Origin of the sequence: Clostridium sp. YIM B02500 (assembly GCF_022324665.1) — a bacterium.
In the GTDB taxonomy this organism is placed as follows: domain Bacteria; phylum Bacillota; class Clostridia; order Clostridiales; family Clostridiaceae; genus Clostridium; species Clostridium beijerinckii.
Genome location: NZ_JAKGTE010000008.1, coordinates 1 through 18,692 on the forward strand (window position 1 = coordinate 1; position 18,692 = coordinate 18,692).

At 28.7% G+C, this 18,692-nt stretch carries 18 protein-coding genes, 1 rRNA gene and 1 riboswitch; of the genes, 3 read left to right on the plus strand and 16 right to left on the minus strand.

Annotation, left to right across the window (positions count from 1 at the left end; translation table 11 throughout):
• From L1S46_RS08410 to L1S46_RS08425, 4 genes are all read right to left on the minus strand, one after another.
• Positions 1–160: ribosomal RNA gene (locus L1S46_RS08410) — 16S ribosomal RNA — on the minus strand; the annotation flags it as partial.
• 100 nt (positions 161–260) lie between these two features.
• Entirely contained in the window at positions 261–428 is a 168-nt protein-coding gene (locus L1S46_RS08415) for a hypothetical protein (RefSeq protein ID WP_238899745.1), read from the minus strand.
• Between the two features lie 438 nt (positions 429–866).
• Positions 867–1,607, minus strand: coding sequence for a CHAP domain-containing protein (locus tag L1S46_RS08420; protein ID WP_343217246.1), 741 nt, complete (start codon positions 1,605–1,607; stop codon positions 867–869).
• Positions 1,508–1,777: a hypothetical protein gene (locus L1S46_RS08425; protein WP_238899747.1), complete on the minus strand. Its 270-nt coding sequence runs from the start codon at positions 1,775–1,777 to the stop codon at positions 1,508–1,510. The genes L1S46_RS08420 and L1S46_RS08425 overlap by 100 nt, the downstream gene beginning before the upstream one ends.
• A 320-nt stretch (positions 1,778–2,097) precedes the next feature.
• Here L1S46_RS08425 and L1S46_RS08430 point away from each other — a divergent pair, with 320 nt between their 5' ends.
• Positions 2,098–2,700, plus strand: coding sequence for an accessory gene regulator B family protein (locus L1S46_RS08430; protein WP_238899748.1), 603 nt, complete (start codon positions 2,098–2,100; stop codon positions 2,698–2,700).
• 60 nt (positions 2,701–2,760) lie between these two features.
• Here L1S46_RS08430 and L1S46_RS08435 read toward each other — a convergent pair whose 3' ends face one another.
• The 4 genes from L1S46_RS08435 to L1S46_RS08450 all read right to left on the minus strand — a co-directional run bounded on the left by L1S46_RS08435 (position 2,761) and on the right by L1S46_RS08450 (position 7,936).
• Positions 2,761–4,002: a GHKL domain-containing protein gene (locus L1S46_RS08435; RefSeq protein WP_238899749.1), complete on the minus strand. Its 1,242-nt coding sequence runs from the start codon at positions 4,000–4,002 to the stop codon at positions 2,761–2,763.
• Positions 3,996–4,763, minus strand: coding sequence for a LytTR family DNA-binding domain-containing protein (locus L1S46_RS08440; protein ID WP_081300660.1), 768 nt, complete (start codon positions 4,761–4,763; stop codon positions 3,996–3,998). Before L1S46_RS08440 ends, L1S46_RS08435 begins: the two co-directional genes overlap by 7 nt.
• Before the next feature lie 326 nt (positions 4,764–5,089).
• Positions 5,090–6,235: a tetratricopeptide repeat protein gene (locus L1S46_RS08445; RefSeq protein ID WP_238899750.1), complete on the minus strand. Its 1,146-nt coding sequence runs from the start codon at positions 6,233–6,235 to the stop codon at positions 5,090–5,092.
• 327 nt (positions 6,236–6,562) lie between these two features.
• Positions 6,563–7,936, minus strand: a complete 1,374-nt coding sequence (locus L1S46_RS08450) for an FAD-binding oxidoreductase (protein WP_238899820.1) — start codon at positions 7,934–7,936, stop codon at positions 6,563–6,565.
• Positions 7,937–8,174: 238 nt separating this feature from the next.
• Between L1S46_RS08450 and L1S46_RS08455 the strand changes: the two genes are divergently transcribed.
• Complete coding sequence (locus L1S46_RS08455) at positions 8,175–8,363, plus strand: H-type small acid-soluble spore protein (RefSeq protein WP_238899751.1); 189 nt, start codon at positions 8,175–8,177, stop codon at positions 8,361–8,363.
• Positions 8,364–9,198: 835 nt separating this feature from the next.
• On the opposite strand, the gene L1S46_RS08460 is transcribed toward L1S46_RS08455, so the two are convergent.
• The gene (locus tag L1S46_RS08460) at positions 9,199–10,119 is read right to left on the minus strand and encodes a DUF2167 domain-containing protein (RefSeq protein WP_238899752.1); all 921 of its coding nucleotides are present in this window, start codon (positions 10,117–10,119) and stop codon (positions 9,199–9,201) included.
• 330 nt (positions 10,120–10,449) lie between these two features.
• On the opposite strand from L1S46_RS08460, the gene L1S46_RS08465 reads away from it, so the two are divergent.
• Positions 10,450–10,626 carry a hypothetical protein gene (locus L1S46_RS08465; protein ID WP_023972996.1) on the plus strand — a complete coding sequence of 59 codons (177 nt, stop codon included), beginning with the start codon at positions 10,450–10,452 and terminating at the stop codon, positions 10,624–10,626.
• A 192-nt stretch (positions 10,627–10,818) separates the two neighbouring features.
• On the opposite strand, the gene L1S46_RS08470 is transcribed toward L1S46_RS08465, so the two are convergent.
• The 7 genes from L1S46_RS08470 to L1S46_RS08500 all read right to left on the minus strand — a co-directional run bounded on the left by L1S46_RS08470 (position 10,819) and on the right by L1S46_RS08500 (position 18,680).
• Entirely contained in the window at positions 10,819–12,213 is a 1,395-nt protein-coding gene (locus L1S46_RS08470; RefSeq protein WP_238899753.1) for an amino acid permease, read from the minus strand.
• A gap of 141 nt (positions 12,214–12,354) precedes the next feature.
• A riboswitch (glycine riboswitch) is annotated at positions 12,355–12,442 on the minus strand.
• A 601-nt stretch (positions 12,443–13,043) separates the two neighbouring features.
• A complete protein-coding gene (locus tag L1S46_RS08475; RefSeq protein WP_077829368.1) occupies positions 13,044–13,469 on the minus strand; it encodes a MerR family transcriptional regulator in 426 nt (141 codons plus the stop codon).
• Between the two features lie 113 nt (positions 13,470–13,582).
• Positions 13,583–14,578: an L-glyceraldehyde 3-phosphate reductase gene (gene mgrA / locus L1S46_RS08480; RefSeq protein WP_238899754.1), complete on the minus strand. Its 996-nt coding sequence runs from the start codon at positions 14,576–14,578 to the stop codon at positions 13,583–13,585.
• Between the two features lie 185 nt (positions 14,579–14,763).
• Positions 14,764–15,714, minus strand: coding sequence for a transglutaminase domain-containing protein (locus L1S46_RS08485; RefSeq protein ID WP_238899755.1), 951 nt, complete (start codon positions 15,712–15,714; stop codon positions 14,764–14,766).
• Between the two features lie 361 nt (positions 15,715–16,075).
• Complete coding sequence (locus L1S46_RS08490) at positions 16,076–16,429, minus strand: hypothetical protein (protein WP_012060134.1); 354 nt, start codon at positions 16,427–16,429, stop codon at positions 16,076–16,078.
• 282 nt (positions 16,430–16,711) lie between these two features.
• Positions 16,712–17,698, minus strand: coding sequence for an ABC transporter ATP-binding protein (locus tag L1S46_RS08495; protein WP_238899756.1), 987 nt, complete (start codon positions 17,696–17,698; stop codon positions 16,712–16,714).
• The gene (locus tag L1S46_RS08500; RefSeq protein ID WP_238899757.1) at positions 17,691–18,680 is read right to left on the minus strand and encodes an ABC transporter ATP-binding protein; all 990 of its coding nucleotides are present in this window, start codon (positions 18,678–18,680) and stop codon (positions 17,691–17,693) included. The genes L1S46_RS08495 and L1S46_RS08500 overlap by 8 nt, the downstream gene beginning before the upstream one ends.
• Positions 18,681–18,692: the final 12 nt, after the last annotated feature.

The following is an 18,692-nucleotide window of genomic DNA, read 5'->3' on the forward strand; positions in this document are numbered from 1 at the left end:
CTTCCTTTCGAAAGGCTATTCCCCTCTATGAGGCAGGTTACCCACGTGTTACTCACCCGTCCGCCGCTAATCCGCTCCCGAAGGAGCTTCATCGCTCGACTTGCATGTGTTAAGCACGCCGCCAGCGTTCGTCCTGAGCCAGGATCAAACTCTCAATAAAAAGTTTAATCTTAGCTTACTCAAATAAAAATTGCTGGTTTACTTAAATGTATTTATATCATTCTGTTCAATTTTCAAAGACCAATTTTTCTTTCTCACAACTACTGTTGTAATGTTTTGTTGTTATCTGTCGTTTCTGACAGCTTACTCAGTATATCACCACTTTCAAAGCTTGTCAACAACTTTTTAAAAAACCTTTTGAACTTCATTTTCATTAGTTCTATTAGCTTTAAGTTATTAATTTCACATCTCTTAGTGACGTGTTTCATCTTAACACCTCTTGCATATATTAATTTCCTATCTTCTCACCTTTTTGTGAAGTTATTCTGTTTTTTCGCTATTATTCGCTATTATGCTAACTAATACATATATTGATACACTAGAAACCGTTGTATAGATTGAATATTCTGAAGTAAATATTTAAAAATCCAACCTATATACTTTTGATATTTTAAAAATATGAAACCTTAATTTATAAATTCTTTCAATTCACTTTATATACTATTCAGAAACATTTGCATATAAGGTTATATCTAAAATAAAATAATAAAAAAATTGATGATATCAAACATTTTATATCATCAATTTTTATTAAACTATATTTATTATTTATAAATGTATATATAAAACCTATTCTCTAACCCACAATCTCATTTAGACTTTCCTCTTTGAAATAAAGTCATACCCACATTTTTAAAACTCACTTGTTAATACTTATTGAAACCTCCATTATATACTACAAATCCTGATTTAGTATTTGCGCCTTTAGACGTATTATAAACTACACTCAGCTTACCATTTTTACGATACAGTGGTGTCGCGGTCTCACCAGGAGATAGTGATCCTATTACATTTCCATTAGAATCATAAACATTTTCCGATGTAGAACCATTTTTCCAAGCTCCAGCATTAAAATATTTAATTATATTTGTAGCATTTGTAACATATCCTGTCCTTACTCCATTAGGTGTTGGATATTCTATCAAAGCCAATTGAGTTGAATAACTAACATCCAATACTGTTATTTTATCCCCATCATCAACTCTACGACCAGAAATAATATTCCCACTCGAATCTCTTACGTAAAGAAAATCTCCTGATACTTGAGCATTATTGGGATAAGTAAAGCCACTTTGTGTTGGATCACTCGGCTCAGATGGATTACCCTGTAGATATATGAATCCAAGAAAATTCGCAGATCTGCTCTTAAATGCTGATACTGTCTGATTTTCCTCTGCGCCATCATATGCCTTACTCACATGATAGTTAGCTTCGTTAAAGTATATTGTGTCACCAGAAACACTTTCAATAAATACAACATGCCCCGCGCTACCATTCCCGAATACAGCTATAGAATTAGCGGCTGGTGTTTGCCCTTTCGGATAAGTAGTTTCATTCCACCATTGTTTTGCATTGCATAAAACTGAGAGTTTAACTTTATTCCTAATTTCTCATATGCACGTCCCCATACAAACCATGTACATTGTCCTTTGTAACCACTCTGAGTAAATATGTTTTCACTGTTATAAGCACTGCTTGATATATTTGGTGAAGTTGCAGCGAAAACAATGTTAGGAGTTTGTCCCAAAAGTATTAATAATGACGCGGCTAAAATCATTACTTTTCTAAGTTGTTTTTTCCTCTCACCTCTCCCCTCTTAATTACTAGTATTATTAATAACACCAAGCTTAATACAATTGTTAATAACACTCTTTACCACATTTATATATTCTCATATTGCTAAACCTAAATAAATAGCGTTTCCTCTAAACATACAATATGAAGTGTTAAAAGCAACGCAATAAATTATTTGCTTAATTATTAGGCAATTATTCTTTTCATTCCAAAATTTGTACGTTTTATTCCAATAATATTGAAATTTTATCCAATATACTTTATAAAGATATTATTCACATTAATTAATATGGAGAGATTAGAATGATAAAATTAACATCTACTTTTATAACAAGATACTTAGAAAAAAACAACTCTTCTTTAATCAAAACAGATTTGCTGAAAATTCAGTATACTTTAGAAGTCATTTTAGGTGACTTAGCTAAATTGATAATATTACTAATAATTTTTTTTAATTTAAATGAAATACCTTTCTTCTTATTATCTTTTTCTATTTTAATTTCAACAAGACCTTTAAGCGGAGGTATTCATTGTAAAACTTTTAGTGGATGTTTGATATTAAGTATAATATATTTCTTAATACTGTTATTCTTTAGCAAACTACCATTAAAACTAAATATCACTTTTTATATAGTTTTCTTTATAATTTCCTTCATTATAATTTTAGCTTATGCTCCTTGTCGTAATGAAAAAAGACCTATAACTAACAAAGCAACATTAAAAAAAATTTGTTTAGTATCATTAATTTTTTGGTGTATACTATTTTTTAAAATTACAAATATTCGCGTATGTAACTGTATATTTATAAGTTTAGTTTTTCAAATTGCTCAATTAATCATTATTAATATGAAAGGAGTTGTTTCTAATGCAAAAATCTATAAATCTTTTTTCAGCCGTACTACTTGATATATTTAATTTAATATCAAAATCAAGTTGTGCCACATTTTGTGGCGAGCCAGATTATCCTCAAGAATTATTAAAATAGATATCAAAAATAATTTCTCCATATTCTACTTTCAATTTTATATATCCTTTATGTGAATTAATTATTTGTTGTACATTATACAATCCATAACCTCTATTATCAGTATTCTTAGTAGAATAGCCTCTTTTAAACATCTCATTTAAATTAAAATCATTTGCATTTGCTATTTGATTCTTAACTATTAAATGAGATGTGTTTTTTTCAGTAAATATCTTAATTTCAATGTTTTTATTAATACACTGCTCTTTCATTACCTCTTCAAAAGCATTGTTTAACAGATTATTTAGTACATTAGATATTTCATGATAACTTAACTTATCATCCAAAACATTATTTTGTATATCATATTTAAAATTAATATTATACTTTTTTGCTTTCCCAATACATCTATACAATATAGATATAACAACTATATTATTGATATATATAAGTTCATTTATCTCATTATCATATATATCGTCATCTTTCATATAACTATTAATTGCTGATTTTACATCTTTTTCAGCTACAACTTCTACTATTCCTCTTATTGTATTTTTATAATTAACAAAATCGTGCTGTCTTCTTTTAATTTCTTGAACTATTTCACTAATAACAGAATTATATTCATTAGAAACTTTTAATGTTTCTTTTTCTTTAGTTACTTTTACAATATATACATATGTTAATATTTGAGAAACTACTAATATGCTCAATATTACTGCCGTAATAAGTAAATTATTCAATATGATTTTTTCATCATAATTCCAAATAATCTTAGATATTATCGCATAAATACTGCATGTTGATATGAAATAAATTAAGATATTATTATCCATATTTTTAAAAGTAATATTTCCACTAAAATTAATTTTTGAAAATATTATTATACTAATTAATATAATCAATTCTGTAATAATTGTCATAGTGGTTTCATCATAAACAAATTTACCAATGATTAAAAATAATATTAACTGTAAACTCATCTCTATAAGTATTATCAGAAAGAATCCAAGTATAATTTCTTTTAGATATACTTTATATATTATTTTAATTACTATTATAATCATTGCATATGTAATAGCCGCATTTAAATCTAGTCTTTCAATAATTGTAATTAGAATAGAAGTAATAACCACACTAGATAAAAATTTAGATATCTCATGATTTTTCTTCATTAAAACTGTCCACAAATAAATTATATTAACCATATCTAAACCATTTGTAATAAGTCTCTCTAACATATTATCACTTTTCCTTTTTTAAATTCAGACATAATGCTATTTTTAAATTTGTATCCTAAAAATGCTGTCTTGCTGCATTCATTAAAATATACTTCACTAAGTTTAACGTCGAGTTTTTCTATTTTGTATATATAATTCGTGTTTATTGCAAAAGCTCTATGGCTTTGAACTATATAATTGCAGTCAATTAACTGCAATATTTTTTTTAAACTTATGTTATATGCAGTATAAACGCCATTGTAAGTATTAATATCACAGTTTTTACCATCAACTTCTATAAATATAATATCATTTACCTTTATTCCAACGTACACGCCATTTTTTAATGTGATTACAATCTCTTTATCTTTTTCCTCGTTATAATTATCAACTTTGTTATTTAAATCACTTGTTTCATTAAGAATAATCTTATTCAACATAGCTTGTACATCATTTTTATCATATGGTTTTACAATGTAATCATAGCAATGAGTTTGTTTAAATGCTTGGGTTATATATTCCATGTGTGTTGTCAAAAAAATAATTTGCCTAAATTCGTATTTAGATATACTTCTAATCTTCATAGCAAGATCCAATCCTGAAGATTGTTTTAAACTAATGTCTATTAAAAACATATTAATATCATTATTTAAAATTATTTCTAATGCTGACATTTCGCTATCAGCCTCATAAATTTTTACAAAGTCACATACAGATAATATCATTCTCTTTAAAATGTCTCTTTGTATAGAATCATCCTCTACTATAATAATAGAATACAAAAGTACCACGCTCCAATCCATATACAATCTAAAAAATATGTCAATAATACTGTCTCATATAAGCATGAGTTAAAGGCTAATTTCCTTTAATCTTATTTTATATTAGATCATTAAAACGCCTCTACCTATATAATACAATATTATATAATTATATACAATTATCCCACTTTTGTGTAATTTTTATTTATTATTATTTAAGGATAGTGATAAAACGTGCTGTATAGACTATTTAATCTAATGCGGCACGTTTTAATTATAATTATTATTATTAAATTTTTTTTAAATTAATTACATAAGCATAGCTATTTTGGGGGAAAGAAACATTTCTAATTCCCCATTTCCTTCATACTATAATCTGCATATGAAGAATACTCAGTTTTAGGATATTTATCTTTAACTTGCCTAAAATATATAAGAGCATTTGAATAATCATTTGTCTCTTTATAGCATGTCCCTATTTGATACATCAACCAAGGAATAATATCTATATCAGAATCGATTTGTGAAGCCATTTTTAATTTAGGAAGTGCTTCCGCATATTTTTTTTGTTTATATAGCTTATTTCCATCATTGTATATAGGCCAGAGTCCACTTATTTTTAAATCTTGCCATAATTTATCAAACTTCGCTTTCATATCATTATCAAGATTTTCGTTCTTCACATTTATTAAATCCTCAGCAGCAATTTCATATTTTCCGTCTCCAATTGATTTCTCAGCCTCATCTAACATGCCAAAGATATTATTTTTATAGCTATCGCTTTTTACTTTCTGATCTTCTGAATCTATTTTAGCTTTCTCACTATTTTCAAGATTTACCATGTTCTCTTCTAACGAATCATCTACTTTGTTCTGATCGTTATCGACTTCCTCTTGCTTTACTATTAGTTTATTATTTATACTAAGCTTATGTAAAAATTCTTGAGTTTCGATAGGAACCTTCGCTATTGCCACCTGAATAAACTTTGGATAAAAATAATTCATTACAATACCACCCATAATGATTACTGTACTTAATATAACCATAATTATTTTCCCTGTCGAGCGCTTTGTTTTTTTAGAGTACTCATTCCATATATCACTATTAATATGATTTATAACATCCATATTATTTACATTTCTTCCTCTGGATGATTTTTTTTTTAGACTTTGTATATAATCATTTGCTAAACTATCATATATAGAGTATTTTTTAAGTTTCTTAAAGATCTTTTCTGCATTTCTATATTGCTTCATACTAACATAGCACAATCCAATAAGCTTAATTGCATCTGAAAACCCCTTATTATAGGATAAAGCTTTTTTCAAATCATTTACAGCCAACTCAAAGTTGCTCTTTTTTATTTCTCCTATTGCTGAATTATATAGAATAATGGATTTCTTAATGTCATCATCGATCTTATATCTATTCAATTCCATTTCCTTTATATTGATTGGATTTATTTTTTTAATCTCCATCTCAAAATTAACCAAATAATTACCTCCTAAAATATTACACAATAATACACTAATGTTCAAACAGTAATATCTTCCCATTAAAACCAGAATAACTTTACATTTGTATTTAAAATTTGATTTATTTCTATGTATAAATCTTAGCAAATTATGTAATATAATTCAATATAAACTCTTACTGGTAAAATATTTTCTAAGATATTTTTAAACGTACACAAAATTATTGAATATCTTCATTTTAAAAGTAGTATAAAAAACTTAAGACTATGTATAAGTTTAAAACAATTATCTCTTATACATAGCCTTTTTTCGCTTCCAAATAATATTTTATTATAAATAATTTCCTTAATTTAAATTTTGCCCGTTTCCAATTCGTATTCCTTGAGGAAATTTAAACACCTCATACGGATCATATTTCAATTTAACTTCTCTTAATTTTTCTAAATTTTCTCCATAATACTCTTTTTCATAATCCTCAATATCTGCGCATGGAAAATTAATATATGAACCTGTTGTGATACTATTTATGTATTTAAGCTTTTCTTTAACCCATTCTATATTCATAGGCGCATACTCAGCTTCTTCCCAAACAGATTGAAATCCCATTATAAATTTCGCATCTCTATAGTAAAAAGCTGTATCATTTTTATCTTTTTCCATAATTGCTCCACCTAATCCATATAGGGAAACAGCTGCATATACTGCACCTTTAGCCCTCTCTTCAACAAGTTCTATGATTTTTTTCATTTCACTTCTACTATAATCCTTATATATGAATCTTCCTGCCGATTTATATTTTTCATATGGAGGATGACCATCTTGAATCCTTCTATTTACGTCTAAAACTGAAATATAGTTAAAATCAAATACTCCCTTTTTAGAAATATTCTTAAAGTCGCCTAAAATTACATCTGCCTCTTCTCTGGAACCATATAATATTCCTGTAATTCTGACTCCTCTTCCTTTTATTTCTGAATTATATATCCCCATCTTTAAATTAACTCTTTTATCTAAACTCATATATAAATGTGTCCAAATCTCAAATATATCTAATATCTCATGATCATCAGCACCTATATAATCGATATCTATTAAAGTCGCCATCTTAATTTTTTCAGGAAGTTTAAATATCATGCTAGTAACTACTCCAAAATTTCCTCCACCAGCACCTCTTAAAGCCCAAAACAAGTCTGTATTAGATTTATCTGTAGCAACTATTCTTTCCCCCTTATAGTCTATCAATTCAATTTCAAGTAAGTTATCAGATGCTAATCCAAGCAATCTATTTGAATAACCCCATCCGCCACCTAAAGTTAGTCCCGAAACTCCAACCGTTGGACATCCTCCTCCTGGAAATGGATAGCCCAGTTCTCCCAAAACCTCGTAAAGTTCCCTATTCCTAACTCCGCCTTGTATCTTTACTATTCCTATTTCTTCATCTACACTAATTGCATTCATTTTGCTAATATCAATAACCAAAACATCATTTCCTGTTGAATATCCCTCATAGTGATGTCTGCCTGACCTTATTCTAATTTCTACTGAATGCAATTTGGCCCAAGTTATTGCATTGATGATATCATCATTAGTATGGCAATATACAATTGCTAATGGATATTTTTCTATAGCCCTATTCCAAGCCTTTCGTTCTTCTTCATAACTAAATTCCTCTTTTGTAATGATATCTCCCGTTAATCCTCTATAATCAAAATCTATCAAGTCTATCACCTTCTACTTTTCTACTAATTATTTCATCTACTCCCATAATACCATATTATATTTTTTATAATAAGCGTATTTTATCTAATAAAATATTTTTTCACACAATCTTTTGATGTAAAAATAAAATTTATTAAAACTTGTTAAGAAACTGTGAACTTTTATTTTTTATTGAATATTATAATTTTCCCATGTCAAATATATAGCTAATCATAAAATCATAAAGGAGAGATTTATTATGGATAAAGAAAGAGCACAGGAAATTGTTTCATCATCAGTAATGGCAAATGTAACACTTAATGGAACTCCAATTTACATCGAAAGCGTAAATACTAATACAGAAACTGCTAATATCCATTTTTTTAAAAATCAAAAAAATTCACGCGAAGTGCCTTTAACTAGTTTACAAGAACATAATAAAAAATAGTATTAAATATAAAATTATAAAAACGCCTTATGATTTTACATTTAAATTTCAATTCTTAACGACTACAATTTTGTAGTCATTAAGTCTACATATTGCACGCAAAAACTTTTAACTAATCACTATATCACTAGAAATTTTTTTAAAATTACTAGTTAATTATTTTATCAATGAAAATTTATATAGCAACTACCATGAATTTCATAGTATCAAATACTTCCTTTAGGATATGCTAATATCATAAAGGATATAACAGTTAAGCAAACAAATATGTTCAAAAAACAATATATTTGTTTATCAGAATTTAATACAAGTCAAAAGACTTGTATTAACATTAGATGAGATTTTATATGGTTAGGAAAAGTCTTATTATAGTAGATTAATTTTATTATAATAGGATTCCAACTTATCTTATAAAGTCAAGCTAAGATTATATTTGGTAGTGTAATAATCATATATAGTCAAAAGATTATATATGGTCGTGTAAGTATCTTATTTAGTCGAACAAAATATTAATATAGGTATTGCACTGTTTAATTATGGTCGAAAGATTATAATTAGATACTAAGTTATCTATATTAGTGTGAGTTATACTGCTATATTCTTTATTTAATGGCCATAAGTAAATTTACATAAATTTACTTATGGCTTTTATTTCTACTCATTTCCTATAACAAATCCTTATTTATATTCTGAATAACTACAATAAAATTTTTCCATATACAACAAAAATGTACATGTGAGGAAGTTGCTTTTAGTAAACTTTCACATGTACCTTTAGTTTATATTGGAATATTTGCGACTAATAAAGCTCATACAAATTATTTTAAAAAATATATCAGCTTTTTATATCTGCCTCAGAATTTTCTTTAAATACAATTTTATTTGAATTCAATTCAGTTTCATCATATCTATATGACTTTTTCTTAAATACCTTTATTACTTTACCAAATAGACCTCCTATCACAGCCAAAACAAATATCCATACCTTCTTAAATATTATTAGTATTTTAGCAAACAAACCTATCTTAGATGCTGTTCCTCCAACAATTAGTGCTGCTAATCCTGCTTCTGCTACCTTATCGCCTTTTATGTAATCTGAGTATCTTTTTCCTTCTTTATAAGCATAATTCTTAATAATATTTTCCAGTTTAGGTTTAACCGCCAACATTTCGTCCTTGCTTGCAACCAGTGTGACTTCAGTCACTCCACCACGCCCTAAAACTCTTACATTATAATTAACTATCTGTTCGCCACTACTATTACATAATACTGACCATACTAAATTATTGGTGTTTGGATCATAATGTGGTTTTTCATCCCATCCAATTATATCTAATGTAGATTTTCCATTCTTCATTCTTTCCTTATTATCCTCTTCAGTTCCATTTTTTATATCTGACAATAACTGATCAGCATTTATTTTTCCTGCATCATTGTCTTTGACATATCCCATATTATCAAATTCAAATAAAACATACCAATTTTCATTATTATCTTTTGATAAAACTATTCCCTGTTCCATGCCGGTAACTGAATTATCCATTTCTTTCATTAATTCCTTTGCATCTTTTCCATTCGCAAAAACGTATTCACTAGGCAAATCTAACTTTGCTAAGTCAGTTCCTACATCAACAGTCTTTGGCCCTTCAATCCAATTTATTTCCGATGCATTTGTTGAATCATTAGCATATGAAATAACTGGAATAATAGTAAATATAGTTAAAGCGGCTAATGTTCTTAATATACTTTTTAACATTTTTATCCCCCTATGTATTAAGTTACATTTATTATTCTAAAGTTATTTTCATGTGTTGTATATTATACTTTTGTATACTTTTTTACACTTTTTCAGTTCTAAATAATATAAAAATTATATAACTGAATACGCTAAGATAATTCAGATTACTTTTAATAACTAAGGTTTATATTTTAGAATCAGCTTAAGATTAATAAAAAACTATTCCCTTTTGTATTACATAATCAAAATATCCAATATTTACAATACAAATTCCTTCTCTTAATTTCGTATATTTAATTAAGTTATGCTCATACTAACTTTGAATGATTTATATAGGAGGTGCTAAATATGCCAGGAAAAGCTAAACAATATGTTGATCAAAGCGTATCTTCATGCAAAGATACTATAAGCTCACTACAACAAGCTCTTAGCTCTGCAGAAAAACAAGATAATAAAAATAAAATTCAACAAGCAATAAATTCTCTTAATTCTGCATGCCAACAATTATCTCAGTATCAAGACTAATTCATACTTAGATATATTGTTAACAATATAATAAACCACTTTATTCTGATTAATTTAGAATAAAGTGGTTTATTATCTTTTATCTTAAATATTTCTTAAATTCATACTTTAAAAATGTGAGCATACGTATTAAAAACATTCATCACATCAAAATCTACAATCATTTAACAGAGTTATTTGAATATTAAAATCTTATGCTAAATTCCTCTTAACAGCTTCTTTTGTTTCTGCTTTTGATTTAATCCCTTTATGGATCAACCAAAGCATAATAAACCATACTGGCGTTACAAATAGAGCCACACGAGTTTCATTATTAAATGCTAATGTAATTATAACAAAAGCTAAAAACGCTAGAATTATATAATTCATGATTGGGTAAAGTGGCATCTTGAATTTGTTCGAAGCTGCAAGTTCTGGATTAGTTTTACGATATTTCAAATGGCAAACAACAATAATTGCCCAAATAAAGATAAAACAAAATGTTGATATACTTGTAATTAGAACAAATACTCCTTCTGGCATAATATAATTTAAAATAACTGAAATCAAGATAATAATTGCTGAGAAGATTGTAGCATTAGCAGGTACTTGATTAGAAGTTAATTTATTCATTGACTCTGGTGCATTACCTTCTTTTGCAAGAGAGTAAACCATACGGCTTGTGCTAAAAATACCGCTGTTACATGCAGAAGCAGCTGATGTTAATACAACGAAATTTACAATACTCGCTGCCGCTGCAATTCCTACTGCTGAAAACACTTGTACAAATGGACTTTTATCTGGATTAATTGAAGTCCATGGATATATGCTCATAATAATAAATAGCGCTCCAACATAGAAAATAATAATTCTAATTGGAATATTATTAATAGCCTTTGGAATAACTCGTTCTGGATCTTCTGTTTCACCAGCCGTAAGTCCTACTAACTCGATTCCGGTAAAAGCAAATACAACCATTTGGAACGAAAGAATAAATCCAGTTGCACCCTTCGGGAACAATCCTCCATGACTCCAAAGATTTGTGAAGCTAGCTGCGCCAGCATCTGTAGAAAATCCTTTAATAACCATAAATATACCGATTATAATTAGAGCTAAAATTGCAACAACTTTAATTAAGGCAAACCAGAACTCCATTTCACCGAATAACTTTACTGCTGTAAGGTTCATAATCAATAAAACTATAAGGATTATAAGACTTGGAACCCATTGAGCTATATTCGGGAACCAGTATTGTATATAAAGGCCTGCAGCAGTCACATCCGCCATCGCAAGTGAAATCCAGCAGAACCAATAAGTCCATCCAGTTATAAATGCTGCTCTTTCTCCTAAATAATCATATACAAAATCTACAAATGAATGATAGTTTAAATTAGAAAGTAATAATTCCCCAAGGGCACGCATAATAAAAAAACAAATTATTCCTGTTATCATGTACGCAAACAATATAGATGGTCCTGCCAAGTGAATGGACCTTCCTGAACCAAGGAATAATCCAGTACCGATTGCTCCTCCAATTGCAAGTAATTGAACATGACGATTTTTTAGTCCTCTTGATAAATTTTGATTTCCTGATTTTAATTGATCCATTTTTATCCCTCCATCTTAGTTAAAAAAGCATGTACTAAAAAGCCTTTTACTAATATAAATGTTTTGTAATTTGAGATATAAATGGGAATAGATAAGATCTAAATGAAGTAATTTATAATATATTACTTTGATAAGATATGTTATCTGTCCCCTGTCCTTTTACCTGAGAGTTTCGCCTTTACAGCTTTCTCCTTCGGTGCTCGTTTCGAGTCTCTCCAAGGTTTCATCCAATAGCGGTCATCTCTAATTAAATAGGTACCTGAAAGATTTACTTCTTCGGTGAATGACCATAGCCATTACTCTCCCGCTATCTTCATCTGAACTTTTAGATTTTACTGTTATATAGTAATACATTTTTAATAAAGTTGCAACATTTTTTTCATTTTAATCAGAATTCTTAAGTATTTTTATCATAATTTTAAAACAACCACAAAAAGAACCCTATTTCTAGAGTTCCTAATTATTTACCCATTTGCTTTTTTGTTTTATCCATCAATTCCTCTGTTGCTGCTTCTTTCTAAAATACGATTTTTTATTTTCAATACCTAAGAGTTTCTTGTTTCTTAATAAGATTTCACTACCCTTACTCTCTGTTTCTTATCAATCTATTTGCATACATTTAGTTAATATTTCATATTGATGATCACCTTAAATTCTACTATTTTTATATAACTAACTACACAAAATCAATTTTCATCTTCCATTGAATTTAGAAATTATATAACAAAAAGTCTAGTATAAAAAAATACTAAACTTTTTAAATATTTTCACTTATATAAACGCTAATTTGATATTTTATGTATCACTAAATATTTTTTCCTTAACTCTCATTATTCATCTTCTTTTATATAAAAATGATTTGGATATCGCTCTTTTTTAAGTTCCTTTTCAGTCCCTAATTCACACGCCATGGTGAAATAGTCAACCTTGTAATTAATATGTTCCATATATTTATTTAATTCATCTATCTTTTTTTGAACATTTTCCCTGTGCTTTAATATTAACTCCAACCTTTTATATAATGTACCATCACCTTGGCTATTTAAAATAACAAATTCTTTTATCTGCTCAATAGGCATATTCGTGTTCTTTAGACAATTAATTACTGCTATCCACTCTAGATTTGACTCATCATAATATCTATGTCTATTTTCGGCCCTTTTAATATTAGGCAATAATCCTTCAGATTCATAATATCTTAAGGTAGATGCTGTTAGTCCTGTAATCCTAGCTGCTTCTTGTATAGAATATTTCATAGTTTCTCTCCTTATACTAGAAATTTCTAAGATACATTATACGCCAAAATTACTATTTTTAGAATAGAAAGAAAAAGAAAATGTATACATAAAACTTATTTTTTATCCCTAGCCTAGTTAGCACTTATTTCATCAATCATCATTAACTCTTCATCCGTGAATCCAATCTTATGAACTATTCCCACATTTTCAATAATTTGAGACGGCTTTGATGCTCCAATAAGTACACTTGTTACTTCTGAATCTTTTAGTACCCAGCTAAGCGCCATTTGAGCAAGAGTTTGCCCTCTATTTAAAGCAATATTGTTTAATCTCCTAATTTGCTCTAACTTCTTCTCTGTCAATATATCTTGCTTTAAAAATCTTCCATCCACCTTTATCCGGCTATCGTCTGGAATTCCACTTAAATACTTATCTGTTAATGTCCCTTGGGCTAATGGACTAAACGCTATAATTCCTTTTCCGTTTTCTTTTGCTGCTCTTTTAAGTCCATTATTTTCAATAGTTCTATCAAATATAGAATATCTATTTTGATTAATTACAAATGGACATTTTAATTCATTTAAAATCGCAGCTGCCTTTTCCATTGTCTCTCCATTATAATTTGAAATTCCTGCGTAAAGTGCTTTTCCACTTTTTACAGCTGTATCAAGAGCCATCATAGATTCTTCTAATGGAGTATCGGGATCCATTCGATGGTGATAGAATATATCTACATATTCCAATCCCATACGCTTTAAGCTCTGGTCCAAACTCGCTAATATATATTTACGGCTTCCAAAGTCTCCATAAGGTCCTTCCCACATCTTATAACCTGCTTTTGTACTAATTAATAATTCATCACGATATGTCGCTAAATCGTCTCTTAAAATACGTCCAAAATTTTCTTCTGCACTTCCTGGAACTGGCCCATAGTTATTTGCTAAATCAAAATGAGTTATTCCATTATCAAAAGCAGTAAAACATAATTCTTTCATGTTATTATAATCTGCATTACTTCCAAAATTATGCCAAAGGCCAAAGGATATCATAGGAAGCCTTAAACCACTTTCCCCACATTTACTATACTTCATCTCATTATATCTATTTTTTGATGCTTGATATTTCATTCTCTCAACTCCTTTGTTTTTTATAACTTTACTTTATCACTTAAAGTTAACTTTAAGTCAATATTACATTTTTAGATTGTTTAAAATATATTATGCAAAAATAAACTACCTAAACCAGCACTACCATAAACATTTAGTATTTTATATTGCATAATATATATTTTCATTTAAATTGAATTGTATACCTAATTAGCATTTGGATAAACTGAAGTATCCCATGAATGATCTGCACTTATTTCTTGGTCTGTTAAGTTATAATAGTCGTATTGTATAACATCACCGTAATTAGATACAGGATCATCCCACGTACAGTCCACATGACGCCATTTGTTATTTATATAAACCAAGTTCCATGCATGAGCCTGTCCATCAGCAGTACCCTCTACAACCATTGATTTAATTCCTGCAACAGTAAACATTTTTTGGGCTAAAAGAGAATACCCCTCGCAGACTCCAGTATGTTTAATTAAAGTATTATAAGGATCATATATAGTTAAGGATTGATCATATTTTGTATTATTTATTATCCAATCATGTATCGCACGTTCTTTCTCTAGCTGACTCATGCTATCTGGAGCAATCTGTGCGACTATAGATCTCACTCTTGAATCTAAATCTGCTTCCATTCCTGCTGTCATTTTATAATTGCATTTAACCTGTATTCCAATATTACCTGATCCATAACTTGTCATGGTTACATCATAATCAGATACATTAAACATTTCATAAGAGTTAGTGATTTTTAGCTTGCTTATATCATCTTTAATAATATTTTCTAGGTTGTTAATATCCACTCCACTACTTGGACACTCTATATAGAATGATGGATTTTGAATACTGACATTCTTTAATATTTCTTGTCCTATTAATGTATTTACAGAGTCAATCCACACTCCTCTGGAATTCAAGTAATATCCATCAATAGTAGTGTTCTGTGCCATATATCCATTTTGGTAGAAATAATACCAAAAGCCATCTATCTTTCTCCATCCAATGGCATACGAATTACCTTCTGTATACCACCAGCCTTTATAATTAGACTTCCACTCTGCCGAAACTCCTATTGGGGTTAGCGCTGTGATCGAAGCTGCAACCAATGTACAAATAATGATATTTCTTAATCTTAGACTTTTCATTTTATTCCTCCCTTCAATACTTATAACATAATTGTATATTACTTCATCTTTTTTTCAAATATGTTACAAAACAGTTTTACACAAAAAATCTAGTCATTGTATTTATATTTTACTATACAGGTTTAAATGTTTATTTTTCAATATTATAAATTGCAATTAAATAATGTTAATTAGAAAATAGAGCTAGTATTCTAACATCTATGATACTAGCTCTATTTTTATGTTTATTTATTTTTAGATATGTCCCGAATATTTAAATAAACCACGCGTAGTTAAAAATTATGCATTTCAAATTCCCAATATATAATTTCTATAACATTCATATGCACATTAAGAATATGTACATAGTTATATGATTATTTTAGTACCCCAAAATTAATCTTTGCCTGCACTCTGATCTTTGATATGATGACATCTTTAATATATTTTCTTCCATCCATTTTCGCTGTTCATAAGAAAATCTTTTTCCAAAGAATAACATAAATTGATTGTCATAATTATCTCCTACTAATCCATAGGTAGATTGAGTAAATTTAATAAACCCAAGAGTCTCTAGCAATGCTGTATCATGAAGATAAATTGATTTCTCCTGATCAAACATTTCTAATCCCAATTCTTTTTCTAACCTGGATGCTAAAAGATTATGTTTAGATTCACCACATTCATAAAATTTTCCATCTCTTGATAACCAACCACATATACCTGTTTCACTCATTCACTTAATAGGATAGATACTCATGATTTAACTTATATCTTCCTATTTTACACCTCACTCTCTTGTATAATAATCTAAATATATTATTGCTAATTTTTATGTTTAAGCAGCGTTTTCATTCTGTAAACCAAGAAAATTCAGCATATCAGTTTAAAAAAACTTTTACTTTAAATTTAATATATTTCATAAATTCTATATTTCCACAAAAATATTTAAATTCCTCTATATTTAAGCAATGTAACGATATATGAAACAGGTGGAACAATGTACTAAAATTACCAATCAATCATATAAATGACATGCAAGAAAATGCTCACCTTCAATTTCTTTAAAGACAGGAATTTCATTTTTGCATCGCTCATATGCATATACGCAGCGATTACAAAATTTACACCCATTTTCTCTATCTTTCAATGTTATCTCTGATTCTTTTACACTAAGCCTCTGCTTCCTCAATTTTGGATGACTAACCGGCATAGATTCAAGTAACATTTTTGTATATGGATGCATCGGATTATCAAATAAATCTTTTTTTTCAGCCAGCTCAACAATGTTCCCTAAATACATAACTGCAATTCTATCACAGAAATATTTTACAACGCCTAAGTCATGAGATATAAACAGAAAAGTTAGTAGATATCGTGTTTTTAATTCATTCAGTAAATTTATAATCTGTGCTTGAATAGAAACATCTAATGCAGCTACTGGTTCGTCTGCGACCACAAATTTAGGCTGAACAGCCAAAGCTCTAGCAATTCCTATTCGTTGACGTTGACCACCACTAAATTCATGAGGATATCGATTTATAGCTTCTTTATCCATACCACAAATCCTTAAGTATTCTTCTGCTATATTAAATGCATCTTTCCCATGTATCAATCTATGTTTCTTAATTCCTTCTGCTATAATTTGTCCAACTTTCATTCTTTTATCTAAACTAGCAAATGGATCTTGAAAAATAATCTGCATATCTTTTCTTAATCTGCACATTTCTTTGTTACTAATTGATTTCTTATTTTCGACATCAAATAAAGTCTTATCTTCAAATATTACTTTTCCACCATCAGCATCTATTAATTTCAATATAGTTCTGGCTGTTGTAGACTTTCCACATCCTGATTCTCCTACCAACGCAAAACATTCTCCCTTTTTTATTGAGAATGAAATATCATTTACCGCATCTAAAACAATCTTTTCTCTTCCCAAAAAGCTTTTTTCAATTACATATTTCTTTCTAATCCGATCTACTTCTAAAATAGTGTCAATCAAAATCCTTTCCCTCCTCATATAACCAACATGCTACTTTATGATTATCTCTAATATTAAATAATGGCGGAATCTCGCTTTCGCATTTTACACAAAACTTTTTAGAACATCTATTACTAAATCGGCACCCTGATGGCATATCTGATAAAGATGGCACTATTCCTTCAATACTTTTTAGAGGTTTTCCACTTTCACACCTATGCGGTTGTGACTCCAATAATCCAAGAGTATAAGGATGTCTAGCATTATCGAATAACTCATATACATTACATTGCTCAACCACCTTTCCTCCGTACAATACCATAACTTCATCACAGACTTCAGCAACTACCGATAAATCATGGGTAATAAACAAAATAGATGTTTTAACTTTATTATTTAATTCTTTTAATAGAAATAGAATTTGAGCCTGAATAGTTACATCTAGCGCTGTTGTAGGTTCATCTGCGATTAATATTTCTGGTTCACAGCTTAGAGCCATTGCAATCATTACTCTCTGACGCATCCCTCCACTCAAGTTGTGTGGATAAGAATTATAAACTTTTTCTGGATTTGGAATATGGACTGCTCTAAGAATATCAATTACCTTCTCCTTAAGCGCTCTCCCATACAAACTTTTATGTATCTTTAGCGGCTCTGCTATTTGCCTTCCTATTTTAAATACTGGATTTAGTGAAGTCATTGGTTCCTGAAATATCATAGAAATTTCATTTCCACGAATATATTCAAATTGTTTTTCTGTAAACTTACTTAAATCATTTCCATTAAATAATATTTCTCCATTTTCAATATTACTTATCTTATCTGGTAACAATCCCATGATAGATAAAGCTAAAGTACTCTTACCACAACCAGATTCCCCGATAATTCCTAGTATTCTGCCCTTTTCAAAAGCAAAGCTTACATCATCTACAGCTATTACTTTATCTTTTCCTTCCCCGAAACTAACAGATAGATTATTAATACAGAGAATTTGTTTATCCATATTTGCCCCCCT

What these genes read in the sequence shown, in the direction of transcription:
- L1S46_RS08415 (WP_238899745.1), bottom strand. Translation starts at nt 428, where the DNA reads ATGAAACACGTCACTAAGAGATGTGAAATTAATAACTTAAAGCTAATA.
- L1S46_RS08425 (WP_238899747.1), bottom strand. Translation starts at nt 1,777, where the DNA reads ATGATTTTAGCCGCGTCATTATTAATACTTTTGGGACAAACTCCTAAC.
- L1S46_RS08430 (WP_238899748.1), top strand. Translation starts at nt 2,098, where the DNA reads ATGATAAAATTAACATCTACTTTTATAACAAGATACTTAGAAAAAAAC.
- L1S46_RS08435 (WP_238899749.1), bottom strand. Translation starts at nt 4,002, where the DNA reads ATGTTAGAGAGACTTATTACAAATGGTTTAGATATGGTTAATATAATT.
- L1S46_RS08455 (WP_238899751.1), top strand. Translation starts at nt 8,175, where the DNA reads ATGGATAAAGAAAGAGCACAGGAAATTGTTTCATCATCAGTAATGGCA.
- L1S46_RS08460 (WP_238899752.1), bottom strand. Translation starts at nt 10,119, where the DNA reads ATGTTAAAAAGTATATTAAGAACATTAGCCGCTTTAACTATATTTACT.
- L1S46_RS08465 (WP_023972996.1), top strand. Translation starts at nt 10,450, where the DNA reads ATGCCAGGAAAAGCTAAACAATATGTTGATCAAAGCGTATCTTCATGC.
- L1S46_RS08470 (WP_238899753.1), bottom strand. Translation starts at nt 12,213, where the DNA reads ATGGATCAATTAAAATCAGGAAATCAAAATTTATCAAGAGGACTAAAA.
- L1S46_RS08475 (WP_077829368.1), bottom strand. Translation starts at nt 13,469, where the DNA reads ATGAAATATTCTATACAAGAAGCAGCTAGGATTACAGGACTAACAGCA.
- mgrA (WP_238899754.1), bottom strand. Translation starts at nt 14,578, where the DNA reads ATGAAATATCAAGCATCAAAAAATAGATATAATGAGATGAAGTATAGT.
- L1S46_RS08485 (WP_238899755.1), bottom strand. Translation starts at nt 15,714, where the DNA reads ATGAAAAGTCTAAGATTAAGAAATATCATTATTTGTACATTGGTTGCA.
- L1S46_RS08490 (WP_012060134.1), bottom strand. Translation starts at nt 16,429, where the DNA reads ATGAGTGAAACAGGTATATGTGGTTGGTTATCAAGAGATGGAAAATTT.
- L1S46_RS08500 (WP_238899757.1), bottom strand. Translation starts at nt 18,680, where the DNA reads ATGGATAAACAAATTCTCTGTATTAATAATCTATCTGTTAGTTTCGGG.